The organism is Nocardia pneumoniae NBRC 100136 (genome assembly GCF_000308755.1).
Taxonomy (GTDB): Bacteria; Actinomycetota; Actinomycetes; order Mycobacteriales; family Mycobacteriaceae; genus Nocardia; species Nocardia pneumoniae.
On sequence record NZ_BAGF01000017.1, the window covers coordinates 85,234 to 109,683 of the forward strand.

The window sequence follows — 24,450 nt, forward strand, 5'->3', positions numbered from 1 at the left end:
TGGTTGGTAGGGGTCGTACACTTCTGATAAGACGAGCGGATGAGGGATGCCATGTGGAAAGCAGCGTCCAAGAGTGGTTCGATCTCGGTTGCGACCACCGAACAGGGACTGCCGGTCGGTATCACGATCGAGCGTGCGGAGTTGCGGCGGGATCCCGAGGCGTTGGCGGGCGAAATTCTCAGGCTGTGCAAACAATCGGCGAACCGTGCCGGGCTAGCCCGCAGGGCTGAATTGGTGCAGGCCGGGCTGACCAGCGATGTTCTGGCATTGACCGGTTTGCCCAAGCCGGAAGATGTTGCACGCCAAGAACTGGTGGACGAGGCCGAGTACGAGGTCGAGCCGCAGAGCTGGCTGAGGTCGGTGTGAACGAGGCAGTCGGATGAACGAGGCAATGGACGCGCTGGAGGCGCGAGTACACCGCCAGCTCGAGCGGCTGCGCGACCTGGCCGACCGGATGGCCGCGGTCCGGGTGCGCGAGACCTCGACCGACGGCGCTGTCACGGCCGTGGTCGACGGCAACGGCGCGCTGGTGGATCTCCAACTGTCCAACAGAATTGCCGAACTGTCACCCGCCGAGTTCGAGCAGATCTTGGTGAGCACAGCGGCTGCGGCGGCTCACCGCGCGTTTGCCGAACGTGGCGCACTGGTGACCGGCTTCAATGAAGAAGCCGCCGAGGACAGATAGCCGGAGGTTCGCAGGGGGCGTCGGCGACTTGCCAGTGCTGGGGAATTCGGCGCTGAGCTGCGCATCTGGCGATCAGGTACATTGGGCGGACCGGACCAATCGTCTACCGGCAGCGGAGGTTCCCGATGAACGAGATTGTTGTAGCTTCTGATGCCATCCGCCGGTATGGAGAGGCTTCGGCGGCCATGGCTGTTGATGTCGCGGTAGCAGGCGCGGCGAATCAGGCGGCCACCATCGCCGCGGCCATTCCGGTGTTCGGGCTGATCGGACAGGATTTCCTGGCCGCCTTCGCCGTTGCGCAGGCCAACAATATGATGTCGGTGGCGGAACTGGCGCATGTGCACGCGATGACCGCGGTGGCGGCGCACGAGAGCGCCGCTACCTACGACCTGACCGATGACGCCTCGGCCAACGACTTCGGGACGGTAACCAAGTCGTTATGACCGCACCGCTCGACGAGTCCGTCCTGAACCTGCTACGCCAGAGCGCGGCGGGTCCCATGCTCGACCGGCCGGTCAACGATGTCCTGAAGGACATGGGATTGCCGCCGCTGCCGGAGATCTCGGGTCTTCCGCCGCTGCCCGAGTTTCCTCCGCTTCCGGTGATCGACCTCTCCTTACTGGCCAAGCCGCTGACCGATGTGGCGAGCAGCTTCGGCACGGGGCAGTTGCCCGCCGTGCCGCAGCTCGATCCGGCGCAGGTGTTTTCCCAAGTCTCCTCCGTGGTGCAGACCGCGGTGTCGCTCGGCACCACGGCAATGCAAATGGTGATGCAGCTGTGGCAGGGCATGGGCGCAACCGCGGCAGCGGAGAAGGCCGGGCAGGCGGCGACCGACGGCGCGGCGGTCGGGAGCCAGAGCGCGGCGACCTCCGCGGGTGTCACGGCGGCTGCGGGATCGGTGTTCCAAGGCGCGACCATGATGGCGGCGATCATCGCGAAATTCATGACCTCGCTCGCTGCCTCGGCGCCGTTCCTCGGGACGCCGGGCGGCCAGCTGTTCGTGGTCGCGCTGACCACCGAAACACTTGCCGAAGCAACGGCTGTCGTCGCCAAGACTCGCGGCGAACTCACCGTGCACAGCGCGGCGATGACGCAGACCGGGCAGAAGGTGCCGGTCACCAACGCGCCGAAGAACGTGGACCCGATGCAGACGGTTTCGCAGATCATGCAGCTGGTGGGGCCGCTGACGCAGCTGGCGACCACCGGTGGGCAGGCACTGCAGGCCGCGCAGACCGCGTTCAACGTGCCGAAGTCGATCGCGGACGGCGAAAAGGACCGGAACCCACTGAAGGCCGGTGACGAGGTGGCCGGCGCCGGCGCTGGCCCGATCGGGGCAGGTCCCGGCGGTGCGGCGGGGCCCCCGCGCGCCAGTTGAGCTCGTGGTCGGGCGTGCGCGCGGCCGGACCGCTCGGCGCTGCGGCAGCGAGTGTGCCTGCGGCCGAAACTGTGTCGACCACGTCCGCTTCGGCCGCGCGTGGCATGAGTGCCGCCCCGAGCATGATGCCGATGGCAGGCGCCGCGGGCGCTGCGGGCATGGCCCGTGGGGGCGAGCAGTCGACCGAAGGCATGCGCGGCATGCTGGTCACCGGGCAGCACGGAAATGAGGTTGTCGGCGAGATCGAGGGTGCCTCGGTGCCGGTGGTCGGCGCCGCCGACCACATCTCCGAACCACTGGACTCCGAGCCACCGGACAAGTCGCTCACCCTCTGACAGGAGGACGTCATGGAATTCGATCCGACCCAGGCCCGCAAGTCCGCCGCCGACCTGGATGCCCTCGCGGCGCGTCTGGACAGCGACCTGCGCCAGAGCCTGCCCGCGCTCGCCGTCGAACCGGCAGGCTTGGACGAAGTGTCCGGCCGTGCCGCGGAGACGTTGCGTGGGGTCGCGTCCTCTTATGACGAGGCCGCGTCTGCGGGCGTGCTCGAGATCCGAAAGCTGGCCGCCGCGTTGCGCTCCCACACCGATGTGCTGGTGCGGATGGAGGACGACAATGCCGCCGGTTTCGGGGCGAGCTGACACGGGGCGGCGCGTATGGTCGAACCACCGGTAATCGGGTTCACCGGTGTGGTCTGGCAGGCCAGGCCAACCGAACAATTGGCGCGGGATCTGACCACGGGACCCGGCGCGGCGCCGATGGCCGACGCAAGCAAGGCATGGGCGAAGCTGGCCGCGAGTTTCGGTGCGGCCGTGGTCGAGTACGAACAGATCGTGGCGAAAATCCGCGAATCGTGGCGGTCCGGCGAGAGCGAAGCCGTGCTCGAGCGCATCACAAAGCTGCGTGACTGGCTGGTCGACGCCGCGGCGGCGGCGAGCCAGAACGCTGCCAAGGCAGGCGCGCAGGCCGTCGCACACGAGGTGGCGCGCATGGCGATGCCGCACGTCGCCGAGATCGCCGCCCTGGAAGCGGCGAAGCGCGGAATCGAGCAGGCGGGAGCCGCGCTCGGCGCACCACTGGTTGCGGCCGCCGCCCAGGTTGATTCCGAGCAGGATATGGCCAAGGCCAACGCCGCTCGCGTCATGCAAAGCTACGAGGCGGCCGCGACCCCGCTGGCCATGCCGTGGCAACAACAGCATCCGCCGGTGATCGCGACGGCCGCCGCGCTGGAAGCCGAGACAGCCGCAGCCCAGACGACGGCGGCAACGGCCGCTCCCATGGTCCCTCGCTTCGGTGGCATGCCGAACCTGAGCGGGCTATCGATGCCGCGGGCGAAGACGGCCTACCACGCGCAGACGGTATCGCAAGCGGTCGCAGCGCCGGAAGTCGTTCCGGTGGAACCGGCTCCGGTCGTCACCGACAACACGGCGAGCCGGATGATGCCGGGCGCGATGGCTCCCGGCATGGGCGCGGGCGAAACGGAACGCACCATGCGCGCCGCAGCGGCCGCCGCACCGCGGCCCGGCGAGGGCCTGCAGATCGAGGCGGGTTTCGACGCTGCTCCGCCGGTGCTCGGCGCGGCACCCGAGCAGGCGCGACCGGAATCGGCGCCGACCGAGGCATCGTCATGATTGCCCCGCGTGGCAGGAGAGCGACATGCCGACGATGACCAACGACGGCCTGCTCGTCGCGTCCGGCCTGCTCGGCGTACAGACACTACCCCTGATACTCGGTGTCGGCCCCCAGCATGATTCGGCCGAGGCATGGCAGGAAGCGCAGCGGCAGGCCCTCTCCGGCTTGCGCTCGTCCGGCCTCGTCGACCGTTACGACGAACTCGCCCCCGAACTCGCCGCCGCGTTGCGGACCCTGGCCCAGCCCGAGCGCGAGCTGGTGGCTCGCATCTATAGCGAAAAGGGTCCGGTGCGTGTCTGCTTGGCACGCCGGGGCAGCGAGCACGCGGTGGCCGTCCGGACCGGCGACACCTTCGAAATCCGCACGGACTGGGCCGACGACGACGGCGCCACGCTTGCGCGCCCGGTGCTCGCCGCGCTCGGCGCGTGCCCGCCCGCCGAGATCGCCAGCTTCAGCGCACCGGCGGACGAACTGCGCGAACGCCTCGACAGCGCAACCTCATCGAGTGAATTCACCCAGGCGTTGTATGGGCTCGGCATAGTCGACGAGCGGGACGCGATCGAATTCGGTCTCGCCATGTCCAGCTGCCACGCACACGCCGAGATCGTCGCCTACGTCCACGAGGACGGGGCGAGCTTCCGATCGTCCGGGGCGGTAGCCGTCTACGACACCGCACGGGGTCGTATCGCGGCGAGCCCCGGCGCCGCTGCGGACCTGCGGGTCTGGTCCACCTTCACACCGGGCTCCGATCACCGGATCGCGCAGGCGATTTCGGCGCTGATCGAATCCCTGCCCGGAGGAAGGTGGATGCCCTAGCTCGCGCGTCGTCGAGAGCTGTGTGCGAAATCCGGGCAACGTCAACCAACATGCATAACGACAGACGAAGAAAGGTCAAGAAATGAGCAAGGTAAGTCTCGACGATGCCGCCGCCGCCGATGTGGTGAACGAATTCATGACAGCGGTCGGGGAGATCAAGAAGACGATCAGCAACATCGGCCTCGACATCGAGGCCGCAAAGCCGGGCTGGCAGGGCGACGCCAACAGCGCGTGTGGCAAGGCCGCCGAGGCGTGGCAGGACGAAGGCGGCCGCTTGAACAACAAGCTGGACGACATGACCTCGAAGATCTTCGAGGGTGGGCAGACGAAGACCAACATCGACGCCGAGAACGTCGACTCGTTCACCAATCTGGTCTAGCGCGGCGCCGACCATCTCATTCGAAAGGATCCGACATGCTTTACGACCCCAAATACCTGGTTCCGCTGATCGAGCAGCTCGACGGTCACTACAAGAACTTGCAGACCCAGATCTCCAATTTGGAGGCCGCGGCTTCGAAGCTGATCAACGTGGCATGGGAGGACAACGAGTCTGCTCAGGGTTTCGCCGTCGCGCACACGGCTTGGAAGAACGAGTTCAGCGACACGGCCGACAAACTGGAGGCCCTGCGCGACGCGGTCGACCGCGCGCTCGGCAACGCCCAGCATGCCGACCTGAAGGTGTACCAGAGCTTCGCCTGAGCCACATCGCTGAACTACGAGCGGCCCGTTCGCGGTAAAGCGATCGGGCCGCTCGACGGTCCGCGAATCGGTGCTGGGCAGTTAGTACGACAGCGCCACCGGCGTGCCGAGGTAGTTCATCTCTGCGGGGGTGGCGACCATGTAGACGGTGGTGGTCCCGGTCGCGGTCCGCACGGTAACCAGATTCGCGGTTTCGGGATCCTCGATCAACGTGACTTCGGCATCGAAGTTGTAACTGCCATCCCGGTGTGACCGCAGCACCATAACGGTTGCGTCGGAATGGTGCGTGGACGGCGGAATGCCGTCGTAGACGAACACTGTGGCCGACCGGTACGAACTCGCCTGCTGGGAGCCTGCCGACCAGGACGCCAGCGACAGCGACTGCGGTGCGTCGACGTGCGCCACCATCGAGCGCCACGCCTCGTGCCGGTTGGTGTGCACGACCACGGTGGCGCCCAACGCGATTGCCCGCAGGATCACCTGCTTGGCGATGAGCAGCGCACCGATGATCTCGACCCGCCGCACATACTGGCCGACCAGCGGCAGTGCCACACCCTGGCCGGAGGAGTCGGCGCCGACCACCTGCCCGCAGCCGGTGATCGGGGTGACCAGATCGGCCACGGACTCCGGTGTGCCGAAGTAGCTGTCGATCGGCAATTCCGGACCCTGGGTGGCGATCGGCAGGTTTTCGAGCAAGGCGCGGCGGTGTTTGCCCGACATGGGCAGCAGGCCGGGGATTTTCACTGCTACGGGCCGGTCGCGCGAATCGAAACGAACCGTGGCGGTCACCGAAATAGTGGCGGGCCCGGTGTCCTGGGGTCGCGTGGTGGCGCCCTCTGCCTGCCGCAGGCGCAATGTCACTGTGGTCGCCAAGCTCGGCGTCGCCCAGACCTCGGCGAGCCCGCGTGGACCGAGTGCCTCCGGCGCCATCCGGTAGGTGGCGGAGTGGATGCCGTCGTGCTCGACGCTGTGCTGGGTCTCGGTGAGTCGATCGAGGGCGGCGCCGCGGGTCAATTCGTGCACCGCCGCGGTGATCTCGGCGGCCGACAATACCGACACGGTGAGGTTGCGCGCAGCAAGGCGGTTCGCGACCCGCCGGGTGGCCACGATCGCCGACCGTAGTGTTCCCGCGGAGCCGCCGCCGCGCCGGTCCACCGCGGGCGCGTTGGCCAGCGGGTCCAGCCGCAGCACGACCCACACTGTGCGGTGCGCGACGGCGGGCAGCGGTCCGAGGATCTGCTCGTAGAGCCGGGCCACCTGGCCCGCGTCGGACGTGCGCGAGCCGGTGCTGATGACGTCGATCGAGTCCAGTCCGATGTCGAATTGGTGCAGGCAGCGCGCGATCTCGGGGAGCGGAACCATTTCGCCGGTGTTCAGGCCGCTCGGGCTGAGCAGCGTGACGCTGCGCGGCTGCGCATCGATCCGCAGCATGGTGATCACGCGGGAACCGTCCCAGCGCATGCCGTAGCTGCCCCCGTCGGGCAGCGGCACGTCGAACGGCGCATGGCTGACCGCTGTCGAACGATGGCGAAACGCATGCCACCGGAAAGCGAATTCTTGGGCGAGGAACGCCGCGAGGCATTTTCCGCGCCGCGGCACCAACCCGATCAGCACGATCAGCGCGCCGCCCGCGACCGCGGCATAGGTCGGCGCATCGAACACCACCGCCACCAGCGCAACCGTGATGGCCAGCAGCAGGACGGGAAGTACCAGGCGAAGCGGAAACATCCGGTACAACCAGAATTGTCGTGAGTGCAGCGACAGAGCCGAAACCTCTGCGGCCTGGTCGGCCGTTGTTGACGCCATGGGCTCATCATGGACCGAACATCCACGGCTTCGCTACTGTAGAGCCGCGCGACCTTGTCGCACCCAGATCCACCCGCGTCCCGTTTCGGAGGATTCGTGCCGACACAGTTGACCACGCGTGCCCAAGTCAACGGCTATCGATTCCTGTTGCGCCGCTATGAACACGCACTGGTGCGCCGGGACGTGCGGATGCTGCACGATCCGATGCGCTCGCAGTCCCGTTCCCTGGTCGTCGGCGCGGTGCTGGGCATGCTGGTCGTGGCGGGCGCCGCGATCCTGGCGTTCCTGCGACCGCAGGGCTCGGTCGACGACGCGAAGATCGTGATGGCCAAGGAGAGCGGCGCCCTCTACGCGGTCGTCGGCGACACCCTCCATCCGGTGCTGAATCTGGCCTCGGCGCGGCTGATCACTCAGAGCAGTGAGGCGCCGACCTCGGTCAAGGAATCCAAGTTGGCCGCATTGCCGCGCGGCCCGCTGCTCGGCATCCCCGGCGCGCCGGCGTCCCTGCCCGGGTCCTCCGCCGGGCAACGGTCGATCTGGACACTGTGCGATGCGGTGCAGCTATCCGCTGCGGGCAGTGCGGCCCGCTCGCCCGGGGCGACGACCACGGTGATCGCGGGCGGTCTGGAAACCGCCGCGGACAGCGTTGCCCGGCCACTCGGCGCCGGTGAGGCGCTGTTGGTGTCCAGGGAGGGCAAGACCTTCCTGTTGTTCGACGGCAACCGTGCGGAGGTCGATACGCGGGATTCGGTCATGGCCCAGTCGCTGAATCTGCGCGCCTACCAGCCGCGGCCGATCAGCACCGGCCTGTTGAACGCCGCGACCCAGGTTGCCGCCCTTGCGCCGCCGCAGATCGAGCGGGTCGGCGAGGCCGGACCGGGCAAGCTGTCCGGCGTGCCGGTCGGCGCCGTGGTGCGGGTGCGCGGGGTGGACTCCGAAGAGCTCTATGTGGTGCTCGCGGACGGTGTGCAGCGCGTGTCGCCGTTCGCCGCGCAGGTCATCCGGAACACGAACTCCCAAGGCATGAGCGAGATCACCACGGTGCCGCCGGACCGGCTCATCGGTGTCCCGGTGCTCGACCGGCTTCCAGTTGACCACTTTCCGCGGGAGACGCCGAAGATCCTAGCGGCCGAGGACGCTCCGGTCGGATGCATGTCCTGGTCCAGAGGCGCCGACGATCCGGCGGCGACGGTGTCCATCCTGGCCGGCCGTAAGCTGCCACTGGCCGCTTCGGCCAAGCCGGTCGAGTTGGCCACGGCGGACGGGGCGGGGAATCGGGTGGACGCGGCCTTCATTCCACCGAGCACCGGCGAATACGTCCAGGTCACCGGCATCGATCCGGATAGCGCCCGGCGCGGCACGTTGTTCTACGTGGGCGATAACGGTGTTCGCTACGGTGTCCCGGACGTCGAGACCGCCGCGGTGCTCGGCCTGGAATCCAAGCCGCGGCTGGCCCCGTGGCCGATCGTCGGCCAGCTGGTGCCGGGCCCGACGCTCTCGCCCAAGGACGCGCTCATGAGCCACGACACGCTGCCGACCGGCGGTTAGCCCAGCCGCCCGCCCGAATCGGCACACCGCAACACAGCTAACGGCCTATTGTGCTGAGGACATTCGTGAGTGCGTTGCGCATGTCTTCGGCTTCGATGCGCATGAGCACCGACTCGTCCAAGGTGGTCAGGTCCAGGGATTCGTCGCTGGCCAGCCGGAATTCCCGCTCCTCTTCGGCGGCCTCGATCACGTTCCTGATGAAGCGGCCGTTGCCCGCCACGTCGATGCCGCGGCGCGGCTGGCCGCTCTGGTCGGTGCTCTCCTTCTCGTACAGCTCGGCACAGGCCGCCACCAGCAGCGCGAGCGCCTCCTCAGAGACCTCGGAATCCCGTTTCCGCGCGATGAACTGACCGATCTCGCCGAGCTCGGTCGGGGTGTAGGAGTCGAACTTCACCCGCTTGGCGAACCTGGAGGCCAGACCGTCGTTGGCGGCGAGCAGACGATCGATCTCGCCGTCGTAGCCGGCGATGATGACCACGAGCCGGTCCCGGTCATCTTCCATCCTGGCCAGCAGCGTGTCCACCGCTTCGCGACCGAATGCGTCGCCGCCCTGCAGGCCGGTCTGGATGAGCGTGTAGGCCTCGTCGATGAAAAGCACGCCGTCCATTGCGCTGTCGATCAGCTTGGACGTCTTGATCGCGGTGCTGCCGAGGTGCTGGCCGACGAAGTCGGCGCGTTTGGCCTCCACGAGACGGTCGGTCTTCAACAGCCCGAGCCCGCAGTAGATCTTGGCAACCACCCTGGCGATGGTGGTTTTACCGGTACCCGGCGGGCCGGTGAAGGCCAGATGCTGACCGCGCGGCACGCTGGCCATGCCCTTCTGGGCGCGGATCTTGGCCAGCTGTGCGGTCGCCTGCAGCTTGGCCACCTGAGTCTTCACGGCGGCGAGGCCGATCTGCGCATCGAGTTCGGCGCGCGCCGCCTCGAGGATCTGCTTGGCTTTGTCGTCGCGTTCCTCACGCCCGAGCTGCTCGGCCGAGGGGCCCGAGGCCGGATCCCAGCGGTTGGTGCGTGCGTCGATCTGTTCCTTCGTGGTCACCGTGATGCGGTATTTGCGGTCCCGCATCGCCAGGGTGTTGGCCTCGAAATCCGGTGCTTCGGAGAACACCTTCTCGAACAGCGCCTGTGCCTCGTCCTCGTTGCCTGTTTCGCGCAGGCACAGCCCGCGGCAGAACCGGGCGGTGGTGGCCGCGGCGGGGATCGGCCCCTGTTCGGCCTGCTCCATCCGGCGGATCGCCTCGCCGAAGAGCCCGAGCTGCGCACAGGCGGTGCCGACCATGACGTGCGCGGCGGCCGCCATATACGGATCATCCCACTCCGCGGACCCGGCCAGCACGGTCATCACATCGGGCCACCGCTGGGTCTGATAGTGCAGCACCGCGCGCACATACGCGCAGATGCGATCGTCGAGCTCCTTGTCGGGCTGGGAGAGCTGGGCTTTGCGATACGCGGCCAGCTCGTCGAGCACACGCTCGGCCTCGTCGTAGTCGCCGTCGCTGATCAGCTGCGCGGCCTGGGCGAGCCAGATTTCGGTGTAGCTGGCCAGTGGATAGTCGATGAACTGGCCGATCACGAATCGGCCCGCGAGTTCCCTCGGCTGCAGACCGAGCCTGCGCTGTTCCCGAAAAAGGGTGGTCGAGCTGGTCTTATAGAGATTGAACAGAACCTCGCGGGTGACCTCGCCCGCGGCGGCGCGGCCGAGCCACGCATCGCACATACCGGGATCCCATTCGGTTGCCCTGGTGAATGCGAGCTTGGCATAGTCCAGGTCCCGAGTGGATTCCTGCCCGTCGATACTGAGACCCAATGACAAGACGCCGGCGTCGAAGGCGCGTTGTGCTTGGCGGTTGCCGGTCATGCAGGTTAGTCCCCAAAGCTTACGGTATTTGCCAGTTCTCGCTCAGCATACCGGGAGACAGCGGTATAGATTGAGTGCGTTGCCATGCAGGACATAGTCGATCCAGGGAGACTTCAAGCTAGTGACCGAGTCGTCGACCAGCGGCTTGGCTGCCGCTGATCCGGAACTGTGCCGGGTCTCGGTGATCGGCGGCAACACCCAGCTGGATCTGGGGCTGCCGGCCACCATTCCGATCGCCGCTTTCATCACCGATGTGGTCGAGCTGATCGAGTCCCGTACTCCAGATCTCACCGAGCACGACGAGGGCGCTCCACTGCGCACCGAACACTGGACCCTCGCCAGGATCGGCCGCGATCCGATTCCGCCCAACCAGACGCTGACCGACGCCGAGGTCTTCGACGGCGAGCTGCTGGTCTTGCGATCGGTAACGGCGAAGGAAGCGCCCGCCCTGTTCGACGACGTGATCGACGCGGTGTCCCGGTTGACGGCGGAGGCGTTCCAGAGCTGGTCGGCGGTGGCGGCCCGTTGGATGGGCCTGATCGCTGCGCTGGTCGGTGTGCTCGCCGCGCTCGGTCTGCTGGCTGCGGCCAAGGACGACGGCGCGAGCTTCGCGATCGGATTCCTGCCCGCTGGCGTCGGATCGGCCGCTGTGGTTGCCGCAGTGATCGGCGTGCGGAAATACCAGGCCACGGTCACCGCGACGCTGCTGTCGCTGGATGCGATCGCGCTGTTCTTCGCCGCCGCGGCGTTCTTCGTCCCCAACGAGATGGGCAGTCCACACCTGCTGCTCGCCTCGGCCACCGCACTGGTCGTGGCCATCATCGTCTACAGCAGCACCGGTGTAGGCGCGTTGCTGTGCGCGGCGGCCGTCACCACCGCGCTGTTCGCCGGTTTCGCCGCGCTGGTGCGGATGGTGTGGGAGGTCGGGACGCCGAAGATCGCGGCGGGTGTTCTGGTCGCGGCGCTGATCATGATCACGATGGCGCCGCGGCTGGCGGTCGCGGCCGCGCGTCTGCCCGTGCCGCCGGTGCCCACCGCGGGCGGTGCGATCGACCCGGCCGATCACGAGCCGCGTCCCACCATCGCGGACATCGGCGCGATCGGCGCTACGGCCCTACCGTCCGCGGTCGGTCTCGAACTGCGCGCAAAAGCCGCCAACCAGTACCAATCCGGCATGTTGCTGGGCAGTTCGCTCGCCGCCGCGGTGGGCGCGGTGCTCGCTGTCGACCCGTTGGGGCAGGCGCGCTGGCATGGCATCGCGCTGGCCGTCGTCGTCGGGCTGATCCTGTGCTTGCGCGGCCGGGCGTTCGCGGACCTGGTCCAGGCGGCCACGCTGATCGCCGGCGGCGCGGCCACGCTGGTCGCGGTCGGCATCGCCGTCGGGGTGGGGCATCCGTCGTGGTTGGTGCCGATCGCGGGAATTCTGCTCGCGGTCGCGACGGCGATGGTCGGCTTCGGTGTCATCGCGCCACACACCGAGATGTCGCCGGTGGCAAGGCGAGCCGGTGAGATCTTCGAATATCTGCTGATCGTGACGGTGGTCCCGCTGGTGCTATGGGTCCTGGACTTGTATTCAGCGGCAAGAAATCTGTGATCGTGGAGTGGTTGTGGCGATGAGCGTTCCGCTACGGCTGGCCAGTGTGGTGCTGATGCTCGGACTCAGTTGCCTCGCGCAGCCCGCCCGGGCCGTCGCGATCGGACCGCCTGCCATCGATGACGGCGCGCTGGGCGCCGCGATCGCGGTGAATGCGAGGGGCGGTCCGCCGGACGAGACCGAACAGCGCTCGGTGTGTGCCGAGCCGCTGCTAGGTGCCGGCCCGCCGCGGGATGTGCCACTGCCGCAACGGATTCTGGACTTGCCAGCGGCCTGGGAGTTCAGCCGTGGCGCCGGGCAGAAGGTCGCGGTGATCGACACCGGCGTGAACCGGCATCCGCGGCTGCCCGCGCTGCAACCAGGCGGCGATTTCGTCTCCGACTCCGACGGCACCGTCGACTGCGACGGCCACGGGACCCTCGTTGCCGGGTTGATCGCCGCGCGGCCCAGCCCGGACGATGCGTTCTCCGGCGTCGCCCCGGACGCCGAGATTCTGGCCATTCGGCAGTTGAGTCTGGCTTACGAGGCCAAGGACCGTACCCGTTCGGACGTCCCGGGAAAGATCGCCAGCGCGGGGTACGGCAACGTGCTGACGCTGGCCGCCGCGGTCATGCGTGCGGTGGACATGGGCGCCACCGTGATCAATATTTCCGAGGTCGCCTGTTCGCCTGTCGGCACGGACTCGGCCGACGCCGCGCTCGGTGCGGCAGTGAAAGCTGCCTACGAACGAAATGTGGTCGTAGTGGCTGCCGCGGGGAATATCCAGCAGGGCGGGTCATGTGGTGTCCAGAACGAAGGCACCGGATGGGGCGCGGTGCAGACCGCGGTGAGCCCCGCGTGGTTCGCGCCCCACGTGCTCGCGGTCGCCTCGGTGGAAGCCGACGGCACGCCCTCGCCGTTCTCGATCCACGGTCCGTGGGTGGGGGTCGCCGCGCCGGGACGCAATATCGTCTCACTGGACAGCAAGCCGGGCGGCGCAGGTCTGGTCGACTCGGTGCAGACCAGCGAGGGTGTCGGAGCCATTGACGGGACGAGCTTTTCCAGTGCGTACGTGTCCGGACTGGCCGCGCTGGTGCGCGCCAGGTTCCCCGAACTGTCGGCGCAGCAGGTGATCGACCGGATCACCCGCACGGCTCAGCAACCCGGCTCCGGACGCGACGACCGGATCGGGTACGGCCTGATCGACCCGCTTGCCGCGCTGACCGCGCAATTGCCCGAACGCCCGGTGAACGCGGGAGCCGATGTGGCGCGGGCGATTCCGCCGCCTCCGCCGCCCCCGTATGTCGACGCGACACCGCGCCGCGTCGCCACCATCGGCACCATTGCGCTGCTCGCTCTGCTCGGCATCGGATACGTGGTATCCATCCCGTTCCGCCGAGCGCAGGGCCGGCTCGACCCGGCCGAGACCGGAGAAGGACAGTAGACATGGCTACCGAAGGATTCGTGCGCCGACCGCGTATCGCGCCGCCCCGGGCGCCGGGTGGCGAGGTGGCGCTGACCGCGCCGCCGGAGATCCCCCGTCCGATACCGACCGGCCTGCTGTTGAAGCTCATGCCGGTCGTGATGGTCGTCGCGGTCGTCGGCATGATCGCGATGATGGTCATGCTGGGCCGCAGCCTGCTGGCCAATCCGTTCATGATGATGTTCCCGATGATGATGATCATGTCGATGGTCGGCATGATGGCCGGATTTCGCGGCGGCGGTGGCCCGAAGAAGGCCGCCGAACTCAACGAGGAACGCAAGGACTACTTCCGATACCTGGACCAGGTGCGCAAGGACGTCCGCAAGACCGGGCGCGCGCAGCTGGACGCGCTGCTGTGGAGCCATCCGGATCCGGCCGACCTCCAGTCGCTGGTCGGAACCCGGCGCATGTGGGAGCGCCGCCCCAACGACCCGGATTTCGGGCACGTGCGCGTCGGCGTCGGCAGTCACCGGTTGGCGACCAAGCTGGCCAGGCCGGAAACCGGCCCGCTGGAGGATCTGGAGCCGGTGTCGACGGTGGCGCTGCGTCGTTTCGTGCGCACCCATTCGGTGGTGCACAACCTGCCGACCGCGATCTCGCTGCGCGCGTTCCCCGCGATCAATATCGAGGGCGCCCCGGCACAGACGCGCATGCTGGCGCGGTCGATGCTGATGGAGTTCACCGCGTTCCACGGGCCCGACCACACGGCCGTCGCCATCATCTGCGCGGACCCCGACGGCCCGAATTGGTCCTGGGCGAAATGGCTGCCGCACTTGCAGCATCCGGTCGATCGTGACGGTATCGGATCAGCGCGCATGATGTATCAGTCGCTGAGCGAACTCGAAACCGCCATGGCCGCCGAGCTGCTCGAACGCGGCCGGTTCATGCGCAACGCGCAGCCGACCGCAGGCCGCGTCCATCTCCTTGTCATCATCGACGACGGCTTCGTCAGCGGCACCGAGCGGATCGTCAGCGACGCGGGCCTGGACTCGGTCACCGTGCTCGACCTGACCGCGCCGCAGTCCGGCCTGGCCGTTCGCCGCGGCCTGCAACTGGTCGTCGCCGACGGCTGGGTGGCCGCGAAATCCGCTGCGGGCACCGAACGGTTCGCGACCGCGGACTCGGTGAGCATCGCCGAGGCTACCGCGCTGGCGCGCGACTTGGCCCGCTTCCGAGTGGCGACCGCGGCGCAGATCGTCAGCCTCGGTGACGAGACCCGTGCGGTCCCGGGCCTGATGGCGCTGCTGAAGGTGCCCGACGCGGCCCAGATCGACCCGGCCGTGGTGTGGCGCCCGCGCAGTGACCGGGAGCGACTACGTGTGCCGATCGGCGTCACCCCGGATGGCACGCCGGTGGAGATCGACATCAAGGAGGCCGCCGAGAACGGCATGGGCCCGCACGGGTTGTGCATCGGCGCGACGGGTTCGGGCAAATCCGAGTTCCTGCGCACCCTGGTGCTCTCGCTGGTCACCACCCATTCGCCGGACCTGCTCAACCTCGTGCTGGTCGACTTCAAAGGCGGCGCGACCTTCCTCGGCCTGGAATCGCTGCCGCACGTCGCCGCGGTGATCACCAACCTCGAGGAAGAACTCTCGATGGTCGACCGTATGAAGGACGCCCTGTCCGGCGAGATGAACCGGCGCCAGGAACTGCTCCGCTCAGCGGGCAATTTCGCCAACGTCACCGAGTACGAGAAGGCGCGGGCCGCAGGGGCTCAGCTCGATCCGCTGCCCGCGCTGTTCGTCGTCGTCGACGAGTTTTCCGAACTGCTCTCGCAGAAGCCGGATTTCGCCGACCTGTTCGTGATGATCGGCCGCCTCGGCCGCTCGTTGCGGGTGCATCTGCTGCTCGCCTCGCAGCGCTTGGAGGAGAACAAGCTGCGCGGGCTGGACAGTCACCTGTCCTATCGCATCGGTCTGCGCACCTTCTCGGCCAACGAATCCCGTGCGGTGCTCGGTATCACCGACGCCTATCACCTGCCGAGCGTGCCCGGTTCGGCCTACCTCAAGAGCGACGCGGACGACCCGCTGCGGTTCAACGCGGCCTACGTGTCCGGGCCCTATGTTTCGCCGCGTGGCAGCCAGCAGGTGGACGGCCGCGCGGTCGGCGGACAATCACCGGTGGTGTTCACGGCGAGCACGGTGGAGGAGCGGGAGCAGGCCACCCGCGCCGAAAGCGCCACCCCGCAGAGGCTTCCTGAGCTGCCCCCGCCTCCTGGATCGCTCGAGCTGCCGCCCCCGCCCGGCGAACTCGACCTAGCGGAGGAACCGGTCGAGGTTGCCCGGCCGGTCGAGGCGGTGCCTGCGACCTTGCTGCAAGTGGTGGTCGGACGCCTGACCGGTCACGGCAGGCCCGCGCACGAGGTCTGGCTGCCGCCGCTGGACGAATCTCCCTCGGTGGACATGCTGCTGCCCGACCCGGACTGGAAGTCCCCGGTGAACCGGCACGGTCAGCTGTGGCTGCCGATCGGCGTCATCGACAAGCCCTACGAGCAGCGTCGCGACGTGCTGGTCATCGATCTGTCGGGTGGACAGGGCAATCTGGCCGTGGTCGGCGGTCCGCAGTCCGGCAAGTCGACCACCCTGCGTACTGTCATCATGGCCGCGGCGGCCACGCACACGCCCGAGCAGGTGCAGTTCTACTGTTTGGACTTCGGTGGCGGCACCCTGGCGGGCTTGGCCGACCTGCCGCACGTCGGATCGGTCGCCAGCCGGCTCGAGGTCGACCGGGTGCGGCGCACCATCGCCGAGATGACCACGCTGCTGCACCAGCGCGAGGAACGCTTCCGCGAACTGGGCATCGAGTCGATCCATGAGTTCCGCAGGCGCAAGGCCGAACTGGCCATGATGACCGAGGCCGAGCGCGCCGCCGACCCGCTGTCGGAGGACCTGTTCGGCGACGTGTTCCTGGTCGTCGACGGCTGGCCCACCATTCGCGCGGAATTCGACGTGCTGGAACCGGCGTTCAACGCGTTGGCCGCGCAGGGTCTGTCCTACGGCATCCACCTCATGGTCTCGGCCAATCGCTGGGCGGAGATCCGGCCCGCCGTCAAGGATCTGATCGGCACCCGGCTGGAGTTGCGCCTCGGCGACCCCGCGGATTCCGAGATGGACCGGCGCACCGCGGTGCTCGTCCCGGTGGGGCGTCCCGGCCGCGGCCTGACGCCCGACCGGCTGCACATGCTGATCGCGTTGCCGCGGCTGGATTCCGACTCCGACCCGCGGACCATGCCCGACGGTGTCGGCGCCGCCAAACAGCAGCTCAACGAGCTCTACGGCGGCAGGCGCGCCCCCGAGGTGCGGATGCTGCCCATGGAGATTCCGCGCGAACAGGTCCTCGCCGCCGCGCGTGCGCGTGGTATCGAACAAGGGCCGACCCGCGTCGTCGTCGGCCTCGGCGAGTCCGAATTGCAGCCGCTGGTCCTCGATTTCGGTGCCCAGCCGCATTTCATGGCCTTCGCCGACGTGGAATGCGGCAAGACCACCCTGCTGCGCAACATCGTGCTCGGCATCGCGGAGAACTCGACCGCCGACCAGGCCAGGGTGATCCTCATCGACTACCGGCGCACCATGCTCGGTGTGCTCGAAGGCGACCAACTGGCGGGCTATTCGACCTCGTCGCAGACCTCGGTCGGGATGATCAAAGAAGTCGCGGGCTATCTCGCCAAGCGCATTCCGGGCTCGGACATCACGCCGAAGCAGCTGCGGGAGCGCAGTTGGTGGAGCGGGCCGGAGATCTACATCGTCGTCGACGACTACGACATGGTCGCCGTCGGCCAGAACCCGTTGGAACCGCTGCTGGAATTCCTCCCCCAGGCGCGCGACATCGGCATGCACCTCATCGTCACCCGGCGCTCCGGCGGCGCCTCGCGGGCACTGTACGACAAGGTGCTCGGCCGGATGAAGGAGATCTCGGTCGACGCGCTGCTGATGAGCGCGCCCAAGGACGAGGGCAAGTTCCTCGGCGACGTCCGTTCGACCAAGCTTCCACCGGGCCGGGGCACCCTCATCTCGCGCAGCAGGGAACCGGAGATGATCCAGATCGCCTACCTGCCACCGCTGTAAACCGCGGGCTGGTCAGTTGTTCGGTCGCGGCGGTCCCAGTGTGACCGAATAGTCCGGACGGCCGATGGCGGAGACCGGCACGGGCAGCGCTTGGTCCCAGCTGTCGGCCCTGCGCTCGAACAACGCGCGGGAGGGTCCCTGCGTCGGCGGCCCTGCGATGCGGACCAGCCGGAATCCCGCCGAGCGGTAGTAGTCGTGCAGGCAGGTATTGGTGGTCCAGCAATCAAGCCGGACCCACTCGCGCTGCTTTTGGCGGGCAAGCGTTCCCGCGTGGGCGAGCAAGTGGTGGCCCACGTGCTGGCCGGCGAAGCGCAGGTCGACGATCATGAAGTGGACGATCACCGCGTCGTCGAGTTCCCACGGCGACCACAGCCCGGTATCGGCGCGGTCGTTGACCGTGATGGTGCCCGCCGGTTCGCCGGCGATCTCGGCGATCCACGTCTCGCCCGCGTCCAGTGACCGGCCGACCGCGCGAGCGAAGATCTCGATGGGCAGGCCGCGTCCGGCGACCGTCCACTGGTCGGAGCCGCGCGCGGTGAGCCACGCCGTGCGCTGGACACGCAGGCGGCAGATCAGGCCGAGATCGCCGAGCGTCGCTTGGCGGAGCACGATGGTCATGGTTTACGCCGGACCGAGCTTGTGCGACCTGGCGAGCGTGGCCCGGATGACAGCCGTGCCTTCGCTGTCGCCGAGTTCGTAGGCCAGGCGGTTGCCGGTGGCGAGCGAGCGATGACGGGTGGCGCGAGTGACTCTTTCGTGGGTGGCGCCGATCCGCAGGTGGTCGAGCAGGACGGTGCCCGGGGCTACGCCGAGCACCACGGCTTCCTCGGCGGTGGCGGGCCGGGCGACCAGAGTGTCGCGGTGCGCGGTCTCCGCGTGGCCTCGGTCGGCGAGGCGGCGAGTGGTGCCTTCCGGAATATCGTGCGGGGAGTCGATTCCGGTGGCCTCGGCCAGATCTCGGGGATAGAAGCTGACCTCCCAGGACCAGGGCTCATGGTCCAAGTACTGCACCACCGTCCTGGCCAGTACCCAGGAGTCCGGTGCTACGCCGAGCCAGGACGCCACCTCGCGGCTAGCCGGCTCCATCTTCGCGCTGAACTCCTTCGACGGCTCCCGGTTCGCCGCCCGCGCGATCTCCTCGAAGATGTCGTGCTCGGTCTTCGGCCGGTCGGGGCGGATATGGTCGGTGACCACCGATTCCAGCACTTCCTGGTTTCGAACGATGGTTCCGCGGGAAGTAGCTGTATAGACGAGGTTTTCGGTCACCAATACCTGGATGGCGTTGCGGGCGGTGGTAATCGAGACCTGCATTTGATCGGCAAGCTCGGAATGACTGGGCAGTCGATCGCCCGGCTTCCACTTGGCTGCGCGGATCTCCTCGCGGAGGAGGTCTGCGATCCGGTGATACGTCGGACCGTCCGCCATCTTGCTCCTCGGTTGGTCGTGCAGGTAACGAAGTGTACTCTCCGTGACTCCCTACGGCCGGGTAACGCTTGACAGGCGACTTCAGAGGTTTATTGTAATGAACGTCCTGATCCGGTGTTGTGCGGCGATGACGGCGAGGCAACGTGGCAGGTTCGGATACAACGGTCGTAATGGCCCTTCCCGGCACATCACGGTGTGTCGATCCTTCGGTGCGTTCTTCGGCACCGGGACTACTTCCTATGTCCGATCTACTAGTTCGGGCGTGTCGCGGCCACCGCGTGGTCGGCGGTCCGCTGCTCTGGTTCGCCCGTGACCTGGCGGTACTGCATGAACGCCGGCTCGTCGGTCGGGGCGGTTCGGTGGACACCTCCGTCGCGGTGATCCGCGAAATCGAGCGTCGCAGAATCGAGTTGGTGATGGCGATCGACGACTGGGTGGTGCGCAACGTGCCGCAGCATCGGCTCGGCGCCACCTTGCACACCGAGACGGTGGGCGCGGTGATCGACCGCCTCGCCGAGTCCTCGGTGCGGGCACACCACGCGTTGATGACGTTGGACGCGCACGACGATCTGTTGCACAACGCGTGGCATCATCTCGCCGAACTCGCCGACGCCTACGACGATCTGGTGCGCGACGTCATGGCGGGCCGGCGGCGTCTGCCCGAGTGGTGAGCCGACTCGACGCCGGCCGGGTCGGCTCCGGCCGGCGTCAAGGGTGGTAGCGGCGGCGATCGGTGGCGAAATCGTCGGCGACGGTCGCGGCCAGCTCGACGTAGGCCCGCTTGGTCTGCTTGTGCAGCCGGTGCAGATCGATCTCGGCGCCTTCGGACAGGTGCTGGTCGTACGGGATGATATGCACCGCGCGGCAACGCGAGAGGAAGTACTCGCGCAGCTGCTGGATGCCGACATTCGGTGATCCCTCGCGTGGCAGGTTGATCACTACCACCGCGTTGCGCACCAGGTGATCGTGACCGTGCAGCGATAGCCAGTCCAGTGTGGCGGCGGCGCTGCGGGCGCCATCGATCGCCGCCGAGGAGATCAGCACCAGCGAATGCGCCAGGTCGAGAACCCCGGTCATCGCCGAATGCATCAGCCCGGTGCCGCAGTCGGTGAGGATGATGTTGTAGAACCGTTGCAGGATGCTGGCCACCGCGCGGTATTCCTCGTCGCTGAACGCCTCCGATGCGGCCGGATCTCGTTCGCTGGCAAGCACTTCCAGTCGGCTGGTGCCTTGCGAGGTGTGTCTGCGCACGTCCGAATACCGCTGGATCGATGGGTCGAGCAGCAGATCGCGCACGGTCGAGCGAGTCTGCAGCGGCACCCGCTGCGACAGCGTGCCGAAGTCCGGGTTGGCGTCCACCGCGATCACCCGGTCGCCGCGGATCGACGCGAAGATCGATCCGAGACCCATTGTGGTGGTGGTCTTTCCGACACCGCCCTTGAGCGAGAGCACCGCGATGCGGTAATCGCCGCGGACCGGCTGCCTGATCCGCGCGACCAGTTCCTGGAGTCTGCGCTCTTCGGCCGACATGCCCGGGTTGATCGCGCCGCCGGACACGTGATGCACGGCCTTGCGCCATCCGGATCCCGGCGCCCGCTTGGCCCGCCGCAACGGCACGTTGTCCAGCGACGGCTGCTGGAACGGCGTGCCCTGCTGCGCGTTCGGCTGCTGGGCAGGGGGCTGCGCGTAGCGCTGCGGAGTGCCCCATTGCCCGCCATCCGCCTGTGCGGCTTGTCCGTCGTCCTGGATTCGGGGGTGCTGGTGCTGTGCGGGCGGCGCGGAATAGGGCGCCGCCTGGCTGCCCGGTGCGGGGTTCTGCTCGGCGACCTGGCGCCATTGGTCGGCTGGCTCGCCGACCGGTGCCTGCCCACCCGTGAACGGGGCAGGCTGCCCGGTCGATTCGGCCGGTCCGGTGCCGGGGTGGGTGGTGTCGCGCCAGTGGTCGGTAGGAGCCTGCTGCGGCGCAACCGGTGCCTGGCCAGCACCGGACTGCGGTGCGTAGCCGGAATGTTCGCTGGCGAAGTCAGCCGGAGCGTGCGAACCCGGCGCGAGGTTGCCCGCTTGGCCGTGGGTCGTATCGGTCTGCCGCTGGGCTACCGGTTGCTGATCGAAACGTGGCGCCTGTTCGACCGGAGTCTGGGGGACCGGCAGCTCGCTCGTCTCGGTGGGCAGCCGGTGCCGTCCGCCGACCGGCCGTGCCGAAGCGGCGCCGACTTCCGCGGCACTCGTCCAGCCTGAGGCCGCGGCACCCAGATCCCGTTGCGGGCTCAGCGGATTCGCCGCTGTTTTCGGCTGCCCGATCACCTCGCTGGTCGACGCCGTGCCTTGGGGCGCTGTGCCTTGCGAGGCCGTGCCTTGGGGTGCTGTGCCTTGCGGCGGCATGCCTTGCGGCGCGGCGCTTTGCGGTGCGGTGCCGTGTGGTGCGGTGCCGTGTGGTGCGGCGCTTTGCGGTGCAGGGCCGTGTGGTGCGGCGCTTTGGGGCACGGTGCCGTGTGGTGCGGTGCCTTGCGGTGCGGTGCTCGATTGGCTGGCGGTCGCCGACGCGGTTTCGGGTGCCGTTGGCACGGAACCGATCCCGCCGTGCACGGCGTGCGGACCGGAAGCGGACGGCGAAGCCGACGAAGCCGGTTCGGTTCCGGTGCGGTCCGCGGGCGACAGGTTCGAGGCCGGTCGGCGATCGGCGCGCACCCGGGGTTCGGGTGCGTGGTCCGATGGGGGGCTGTCGGCGGACGTCAGGGCCCCTGCCTGATCGGCCTCGGTCTCGTTCGGCGCGGGCGGAAGACCGGGTCGGCCCGCCTGCGTGGGTGCGCTGGGACCGAGCCAGGGCGGCGGAGCGCCTCGGTCGGGTGCGGACAGCCGCTCCTCGTGCGGTGGCGGCGTTTCCGGTTCGCCGGGCGCACCACTCTGCGGGCGCTCGTGCGGCGCGGGCGGATCGGGCAGCGGCGGGAGGCGGCGCGGCGCGTCCGTCGTCGAAGCAGCCGTCTGCTCGGGCGGTGGTGCGGCGAGCCACGGTGGCGGACCATCCGAACCCGTCGTGGCGAGACCACCGGTGGACGCGGACGAAGACGGCGCGGCCTGAGCTGTCGGCGTTGCGGGACGCGCACCGACCGGCGGCGTCGCGGACTGATCACCCGTCGGGTGTGCCCGGTCATCAGCGGCAGGCGCGTTTTCGCCGGTGGGCGCCGGGCCGTATCCGGTCCGCAGGGCGGAATGCTCATCGGCCGGTGGCCCGACGGGGGCTCCGCCGGTATACGGCACCGGAGGGATGGTCCAGGCTGATGCCGCGTGCTGCTCGCCGGTCGGCGGTGCCGGTTCACTCCGATCCTGCCGGGCCATGGGATCCGCGCTGGTCGAAGTTCCGCTTCCCGCCTGCCACGCGTCGTTGTCCGCACTGGTCTGCGGTATGCCGGGACGTCCGCCTTGTGGCGGTGCCGACTGGTCACCGGTGGCCGCTGCCGGGTGGGTGCTGGTCGGCCACGCCTGGTTCGGACCAGTCGGCGGCGTCGCCGGATGCTGGTTGCCCGGCCCGATGTGTGGCTCCGCGCCGGTCTGGGCGGTGCCCGTGGGCGGTGCGACCGGACGGCTGTCGTTCGGTGGCGTGGGCATCTGGTTGGTCGGTGGCGTCGCCGGATGCTGGTTGCCCGGCCCGATGTGTGGCTCCGCGCCGGTCTGGGCGGTGCCCGTGGGCGGTGCGACCGGACGGCTGTCGTTCGGTGGCGTGGGCATCTGATTGGTCGGCGGCGTGGCCGGCCAGTGATTCGGCAGCACTGCGGAGAGGGCGGCGTCGAGCCGGGGATTGCCGGTGGACGGCCACTGGCTCGGTTGCGGGCCGAGTGGAGGCCGATCCGGTCCGGTGGTCCGTTCGCTGGCGCCCCCGTCCGTCGACGGTCCGGGGTGCTCGCGGGGCGGGGCGGGGCGCTCGTCGTTCGGTTGCCGCGGCGGGTCCGGCAGCGGTGGCGGCGGCAGATCCGGCCTGCCTGCCTGCTGCGGCGCCGACCAGTCGTTCGGCACCGGCGTTTCGCCGGCTCGGCTGCCCAGCGGCTGGAACCCGGGCGAGGGCTGCGAAGGATTGCGGGTGGGCAGCGGCTGCGGGGCGGCGTCGGCGGGCTGGTGCGGGGCGCCCCACGCGCCGTTCGCACGCGGCGGCGCCTGCTCATAGGCGCTTTGCTGCCACGAGTCGTGCGGTAGCGGACCCGGCGCAGGCCCGTCCGGTCCTGGCGCGGAGGGCGGCGCGCTCTGCTGCACTCCCTCATCGGAGGGTTCCTGCTTGTCGCGGCGCCAGCCTTTGCGGCGCTTGTCCGGGCGGGCGGCTTCCGGGCGTTCCGCTTCGGGTGCCCGGTTCCGGAACCGGCCGCGTCTGCGGCTGGGCGTTTCCTCGATGAGCTCGTCGTGCGGGAGGTTCTGTACCGGTGCTTCGTAGCCGGACTGTGCGACGTCGCTCTCGGACAGCCACGGCGGCAGCATGGGCAGGTCGTTGTTGTTACGAGTCACGACTTCGCCTCGCTAGCGTTCGGCTCGGGCGGGATCGTGGGCGCTGTGTTCCCGGCTCGCTCGCTACGCACGCTCACGCCTCCGCCTCGTCGGCGCTCGGTTCCGTCGTGCGCGAGGGCGCGCTATCTCCTCGGTGCACTCGCTGACGCTCGCTCACGACGCCACCTCACGGGCGTTCCGCTCGGCCGGGATCGCGGGCGCTGTGTTCCCGGCACGCTCGCTACGCTGGTTCACGACGCCACCTCGCTGGCGCTGGGCTCGGCCATGACGACGGGCACTGTGCTCATAGCTGGCTCGCGTCGCGCGGTCATGCCTGCGCCTCGCTGGCGCTCGGCTCCGGCGCGAGCGCGGGCGGCTGTGTACATCGTTCGCTCGCTGCGCTCGCTCATGCGTCCCCCTCGATCTGCTCGATTCGACCCAAATACCTGGACAGCGGCCAGTTTACGCGACAACATGCCACCGTCGCGGTACCGGACCCGACCCTCGCCATGGGTGGGAAGGTGGCTGCGAAACCCCTGGCGACGGGGGTATACAGGGAGGCATTTTTGCTCGATCCGGAACTGATCGGTAAGCTGGAGCGGCGGTGCACCCATGCGCCGCCTGTTTGTGTGCGAGCGGTCGGTCCATACAAGCAGACGTCAGGCAGACAAACCAGGTTGAGCGTAACCGGGATCGCGGAGGATATGGCGAAAAAGGACGGGGCCATCGAGGTCGAGGGTCGAGTTGTCGAACCGCTGCCCAATGCGATGTTCCGGATCGAGCTCGAGAACGGGCACAAGGTTCTCGCGCACATCAGCGGGAAGATGCGGCAGCACTACATTCGCATCCTCCCCGAGGACCGTGTGGTCGTCGAGCTCTCGCCCTACGACCTGTCGCGTGGCCGGATCGTATACCGCTACAAGTGATCGAGTGGGCGTCCCTGCTCACGTGACGGTCGACGAAAAAGAGACTTCCCCAGTCGCCGACTGGGGAAAAACTGTGTTCACACCCGTGTG

General features: G+C 68.5%; 21 protein-coding genes. 16 read left to right on the forward strand and 5 right to left on the reverse strand.

Annotated elements, in window-relative coordinates; genetic code table 11:
- The first annotated feature begins 39 nt into the window (after nucleotides 1-39).
- The 10 genes from ON34_RS03985 (at nucleotide 40) to ON34_RS04030 (ending at nucleotide 5,207) form a co-directional block, all read left to right on the forward strand.
- Nucleotides 40-366, forward strand: a complete 327-nt coding sequence (locus ON34_RS03985; RefSeq protein WP_245547875.1) for a hypothetical protein — start codon at nucleotides 40-42, stop codon at nucleotides 364-366.
- Between the two features lie 13 nt (nucleotides 367-379).
- Nucleotides 380-685 carry a YbaB/EbfC family nucleoid-associated protein gene (locus tag ON34_RS03990; protein ID WP_040774458.1) on the forward strand — a complete coding sequence of 102 codons (306 nt, stop codon included), beginning with the start codon at nucleotides 380-382 and terminating at the stop codon, nucleotides 683-685.
- 125 nt (nucleotides 686-810) lie between these two features.
- On the forward strand, nucleotides 811-1,128 hold the full coding sequence (locus ON34_RS03995) for a type VII secretion target (RefSeq protein WP_040774460.1): 318 nt from the start codon (nucleotides 811-813) through the stop codon (nucleotides 1,126-1,128).
- The gene (locus ON34_RS04000; RefSeq protein WP_040774462.1) at nucleotides 1,125-2,060 is read left to right on the forward strand and encodes a hypothetical protein; all 936 of its coding nucleotides are present in this window, start codon (nucleotides 1,125-1,127) and stop codon (nucleotides 2,058-2,060) included. The genes ON34_RS03995 and ON34_RS04000 overlap by 4 nt, the downstream gene beginning before the upstream one ends.
- Before the next feature lie 131 nt (nucleotides 2,061-2,191).
- Nucleotides 2,192-2,395, forward strand: a complete 204-nt coding sequence (locus ON34_RS37365; RefSeq protein WP_245547876.1) for a hypothetical protein — start codon at nucleotides 2,192-2,194, stop codon at nucleotides 2,393-2,395.
- A 12-nt stretch (nucleotides 2,396-2,407) separates the two neighbouring features.
- Entirely contained in the window at nucleotides 2,408-2,701 is a 294-nt protein-coding gene (locus ON34_RS04010; protein WP_040774466.1) for a PE family protein, read from the forward strand.
- A gap of 15 nt (nucleotides 2,702-2,716) precedes the next feature.
- Nucleotides 2,717-3,691 (forward strand): PPE domain-containing protein, encoded by a 975-nt coding sequence (locus ON34_RS04015; RefSeq protein WP_040774468.1) that lies wholly within the window; start codon nucleotides 2,717-2,719, stop codon nucleotides 3,689-3,691.
- 25 nt (nucleotides 3,692-3,716) lie between these two features.
- Nucleotides 3,717-4,508 carry an ESX secretion-associated protein EspG gene (locus ON34_RS04020; protein ID WP_040774470.1) on the forward strand — a complete coding sequence of 264 codons (792 nt, stop codon included), beginning with the start codon at nucleotides 3,717-3,719 and terminating at the stop codon, nucleotides 4,506-4,508.
- Between the two features lie 82 nt (nucleotides 4,509-4,590).
- Entirely contained in the window at nucleotides 4,591-4,887 is a 297-nt protein-coding gene (locus ON34_RS04025; protein ID WP_040774471.1) for a WXG100 family type VII secretion target, read from the forward strand.
- A 35-nt stretch (nucleotides 4,888-4,922) separates the two neighbouring features.
- On the forward strand, nucleotides 4,923-5,207 hold the full coding sequence (locus ON34_RS04030) for a hypothetical protein (RefSeq protein ID WP_040774472.1): 285 nt from the start codon (nucleotides 4,923-4,925) through the stop codon (nucleotides 5,205-5,207).
- An 81-nt stretch (nucleotides 5,208-5,288) separates the two neighbouring features.
- Here the strand turns inward: ON34_RS04030 and eccE are convergent, their stop codons facing one another.
- The gene (eccE, locus tag ON34_RS04035) at nucleotides 5,289-7,013 is read right to left on the reverse strand and encodes a type VII secretion protein EccE (protein ID WP_040774473.1); all 1,725 of its coding nucleotides are present in this window, start codon (nucleotides 7,011-7,013) and stop codon (nucleotides 5,289-5,291) included.
- Nucleotides 7,014-7,109: 96 nt separating this feature from the next.
- Here eccE and eccB point away from each other — a divergent pair, with 96 nt between their 5' ends.
- Nucleotides 7,110-8,561, forward strand: a complete 1,452-nt coding sequence (eccB, locus tag ON34_RS04040) for a type VII secretion protein EccB (RefSeq protein WP_040774474.1) — start codon at nucleotides 7,110-7,112, stop codon at nucleotides 8,559-8,561.
- Between the two features lie 37 nt (nucleotides 8,562-8,598).
- Here eccB and eccA read toward each other — a convergent pair whose 3' ends face one another.
- Nucleotides 8,599-10,419 (reverse strand): type VII secretion AAA-ATPase EccA, encoded by a 1,821-nt coding sequence (eccA, locus tag ON34_RS04045; RefSeq protein WP_040774475.1) that lies wholly within the window; start codon nucleotides 10,417-10,419, stop codon nucleotides 8,599-8,601.
- A gap of 121 nt (nucleotides 10,420-10,540) precedes the next feature.
- Between eccA and eccD the strand changes: the two genes are divergently transcribed.
- From eccD to ON34_RS04060, 3 genes are read left to right on the forward strand one after another with little or no spacing between them, the layout of a single operon-like run.
- The gene (gene eccD, locus ON34_RS04050) at nucleotides 10,541-12,013 is read left to right on the forward strand and encodes a type VII secretion integral membrane protein EccD (protein WP_040774477.1); all 1,473 of its coding nucleotides are present in this window, start codon (nucleotides 10,541-10,543) and stop codon (nucleotides 12,011-12,013) included.
- A gap of 19 nt (nucleotides 12,014-12,032) precedes the next feature.
- Nucleotides 12,033-13,436, forward strand: a complete 1,404-nt coding sequence (mycP, locus tag ON34_RS04055) for a type VII secretion-associated serine protease mycosin (protein ID WP_040774479.1) — start codon at nucleotides 12,033-12,035, stop codon at nucleotides 13,434-13,436.
- A 2-nt stretch (nucleotides 13,437-13,438) separates the two neighbouring features.
- A complete protein-coding gene (locus ON34_RS04060; protein WP_040774481.1) occupies nucleotides 13,439-17,539 on the forward strand; it encodes a type VII secretion protein EccC in 4,101 nt (1,366 codons plus the stop codon).
- A gap of 12 nt (nucleotides 17,540-17,551) precedes the next feature.
- On the opposite strand, the gene ON34_RS04065 is transcribed toward ON34_RS04060, so the two are convergent.
- Together ON34_RS04065 and ON34_RS04070 are read right to left on the reverse strand one after the other, a co-directional pair.
- Nucleotides 17,552-18,157: a GNAT family N-acetyltransferase gene (locus ON34_RS04065; protein ID WP_083889133.1), complete on the reverse strand. Its 606-nt coding sequence runs from the start codon at nucleotides 18,155-18,157 to the stop codon at nucleotides 17,552-17,554.
- Between the two features lie 3 nt (nucleotides 18,158-18,160).
- Entirely contained in the window at nucleotides 18,161-18,964 is an 804-nt protein-coding gene (locus ON34_RS04070) for a GntR family transcriptional regulator (protein WP_040774484.1), read from the reverse strand.
- A 239-nt stretch (nucleotides 18,965-19,203) separates the two neighbouring features.
- Here ON34_RS04070 and ON34_RS04075 point away from each other — a divergent pair, with 239 nt between their 5' ends.
- Nucleotides 19,204-19,635 carry a DUF4254 domain-containing protein gene (locus ON34_RS04075; protein ID WP_245547877.1) on the forward strand — a complete coding sequence of 144 codons (432 nt, stop codon included), beginning with the start codon at nucleotides 19,204-19,206 and terminating at the stop codon, nucleotides 19,633-19,635.
- 37 nt (nucleotides 19,636-19,672) lie between these two features.
- Here ON34_RS04075 and ON34_RS37370 read toward each other — a convergent pair whose 3' ends face one another.
- The gene (locus ON34_RS37370; protein ID WP_245547878.1) at nucleotides 19,673-23,455 is read right to left on the reverse strand and encodes a MinD/ParA family ATP-binding protein; all 3,783 of its coding nucleotides are present in this window, start codon (nucleotides 23,453-23,455) and stop codon (nucleotides 19,673-19,675) included.
- 683 nt (nucleotides 23,456-24,138) lie between these two features.
- On the opposite strand from ON34_RS37370, the gene infA reads away from it, so the two are divergent.
- Entirely contained in the window at nucleotides 24,139-24,360 is a 222-nt protein-coding gene (infA, locus tag ON34_RS04085; protein WP_003418601.1) for a translation initiation factor IF-1, read from the forward strand.
- Nucleotides 24,361-24,450 lie beyond the last annotated feature (90 nt).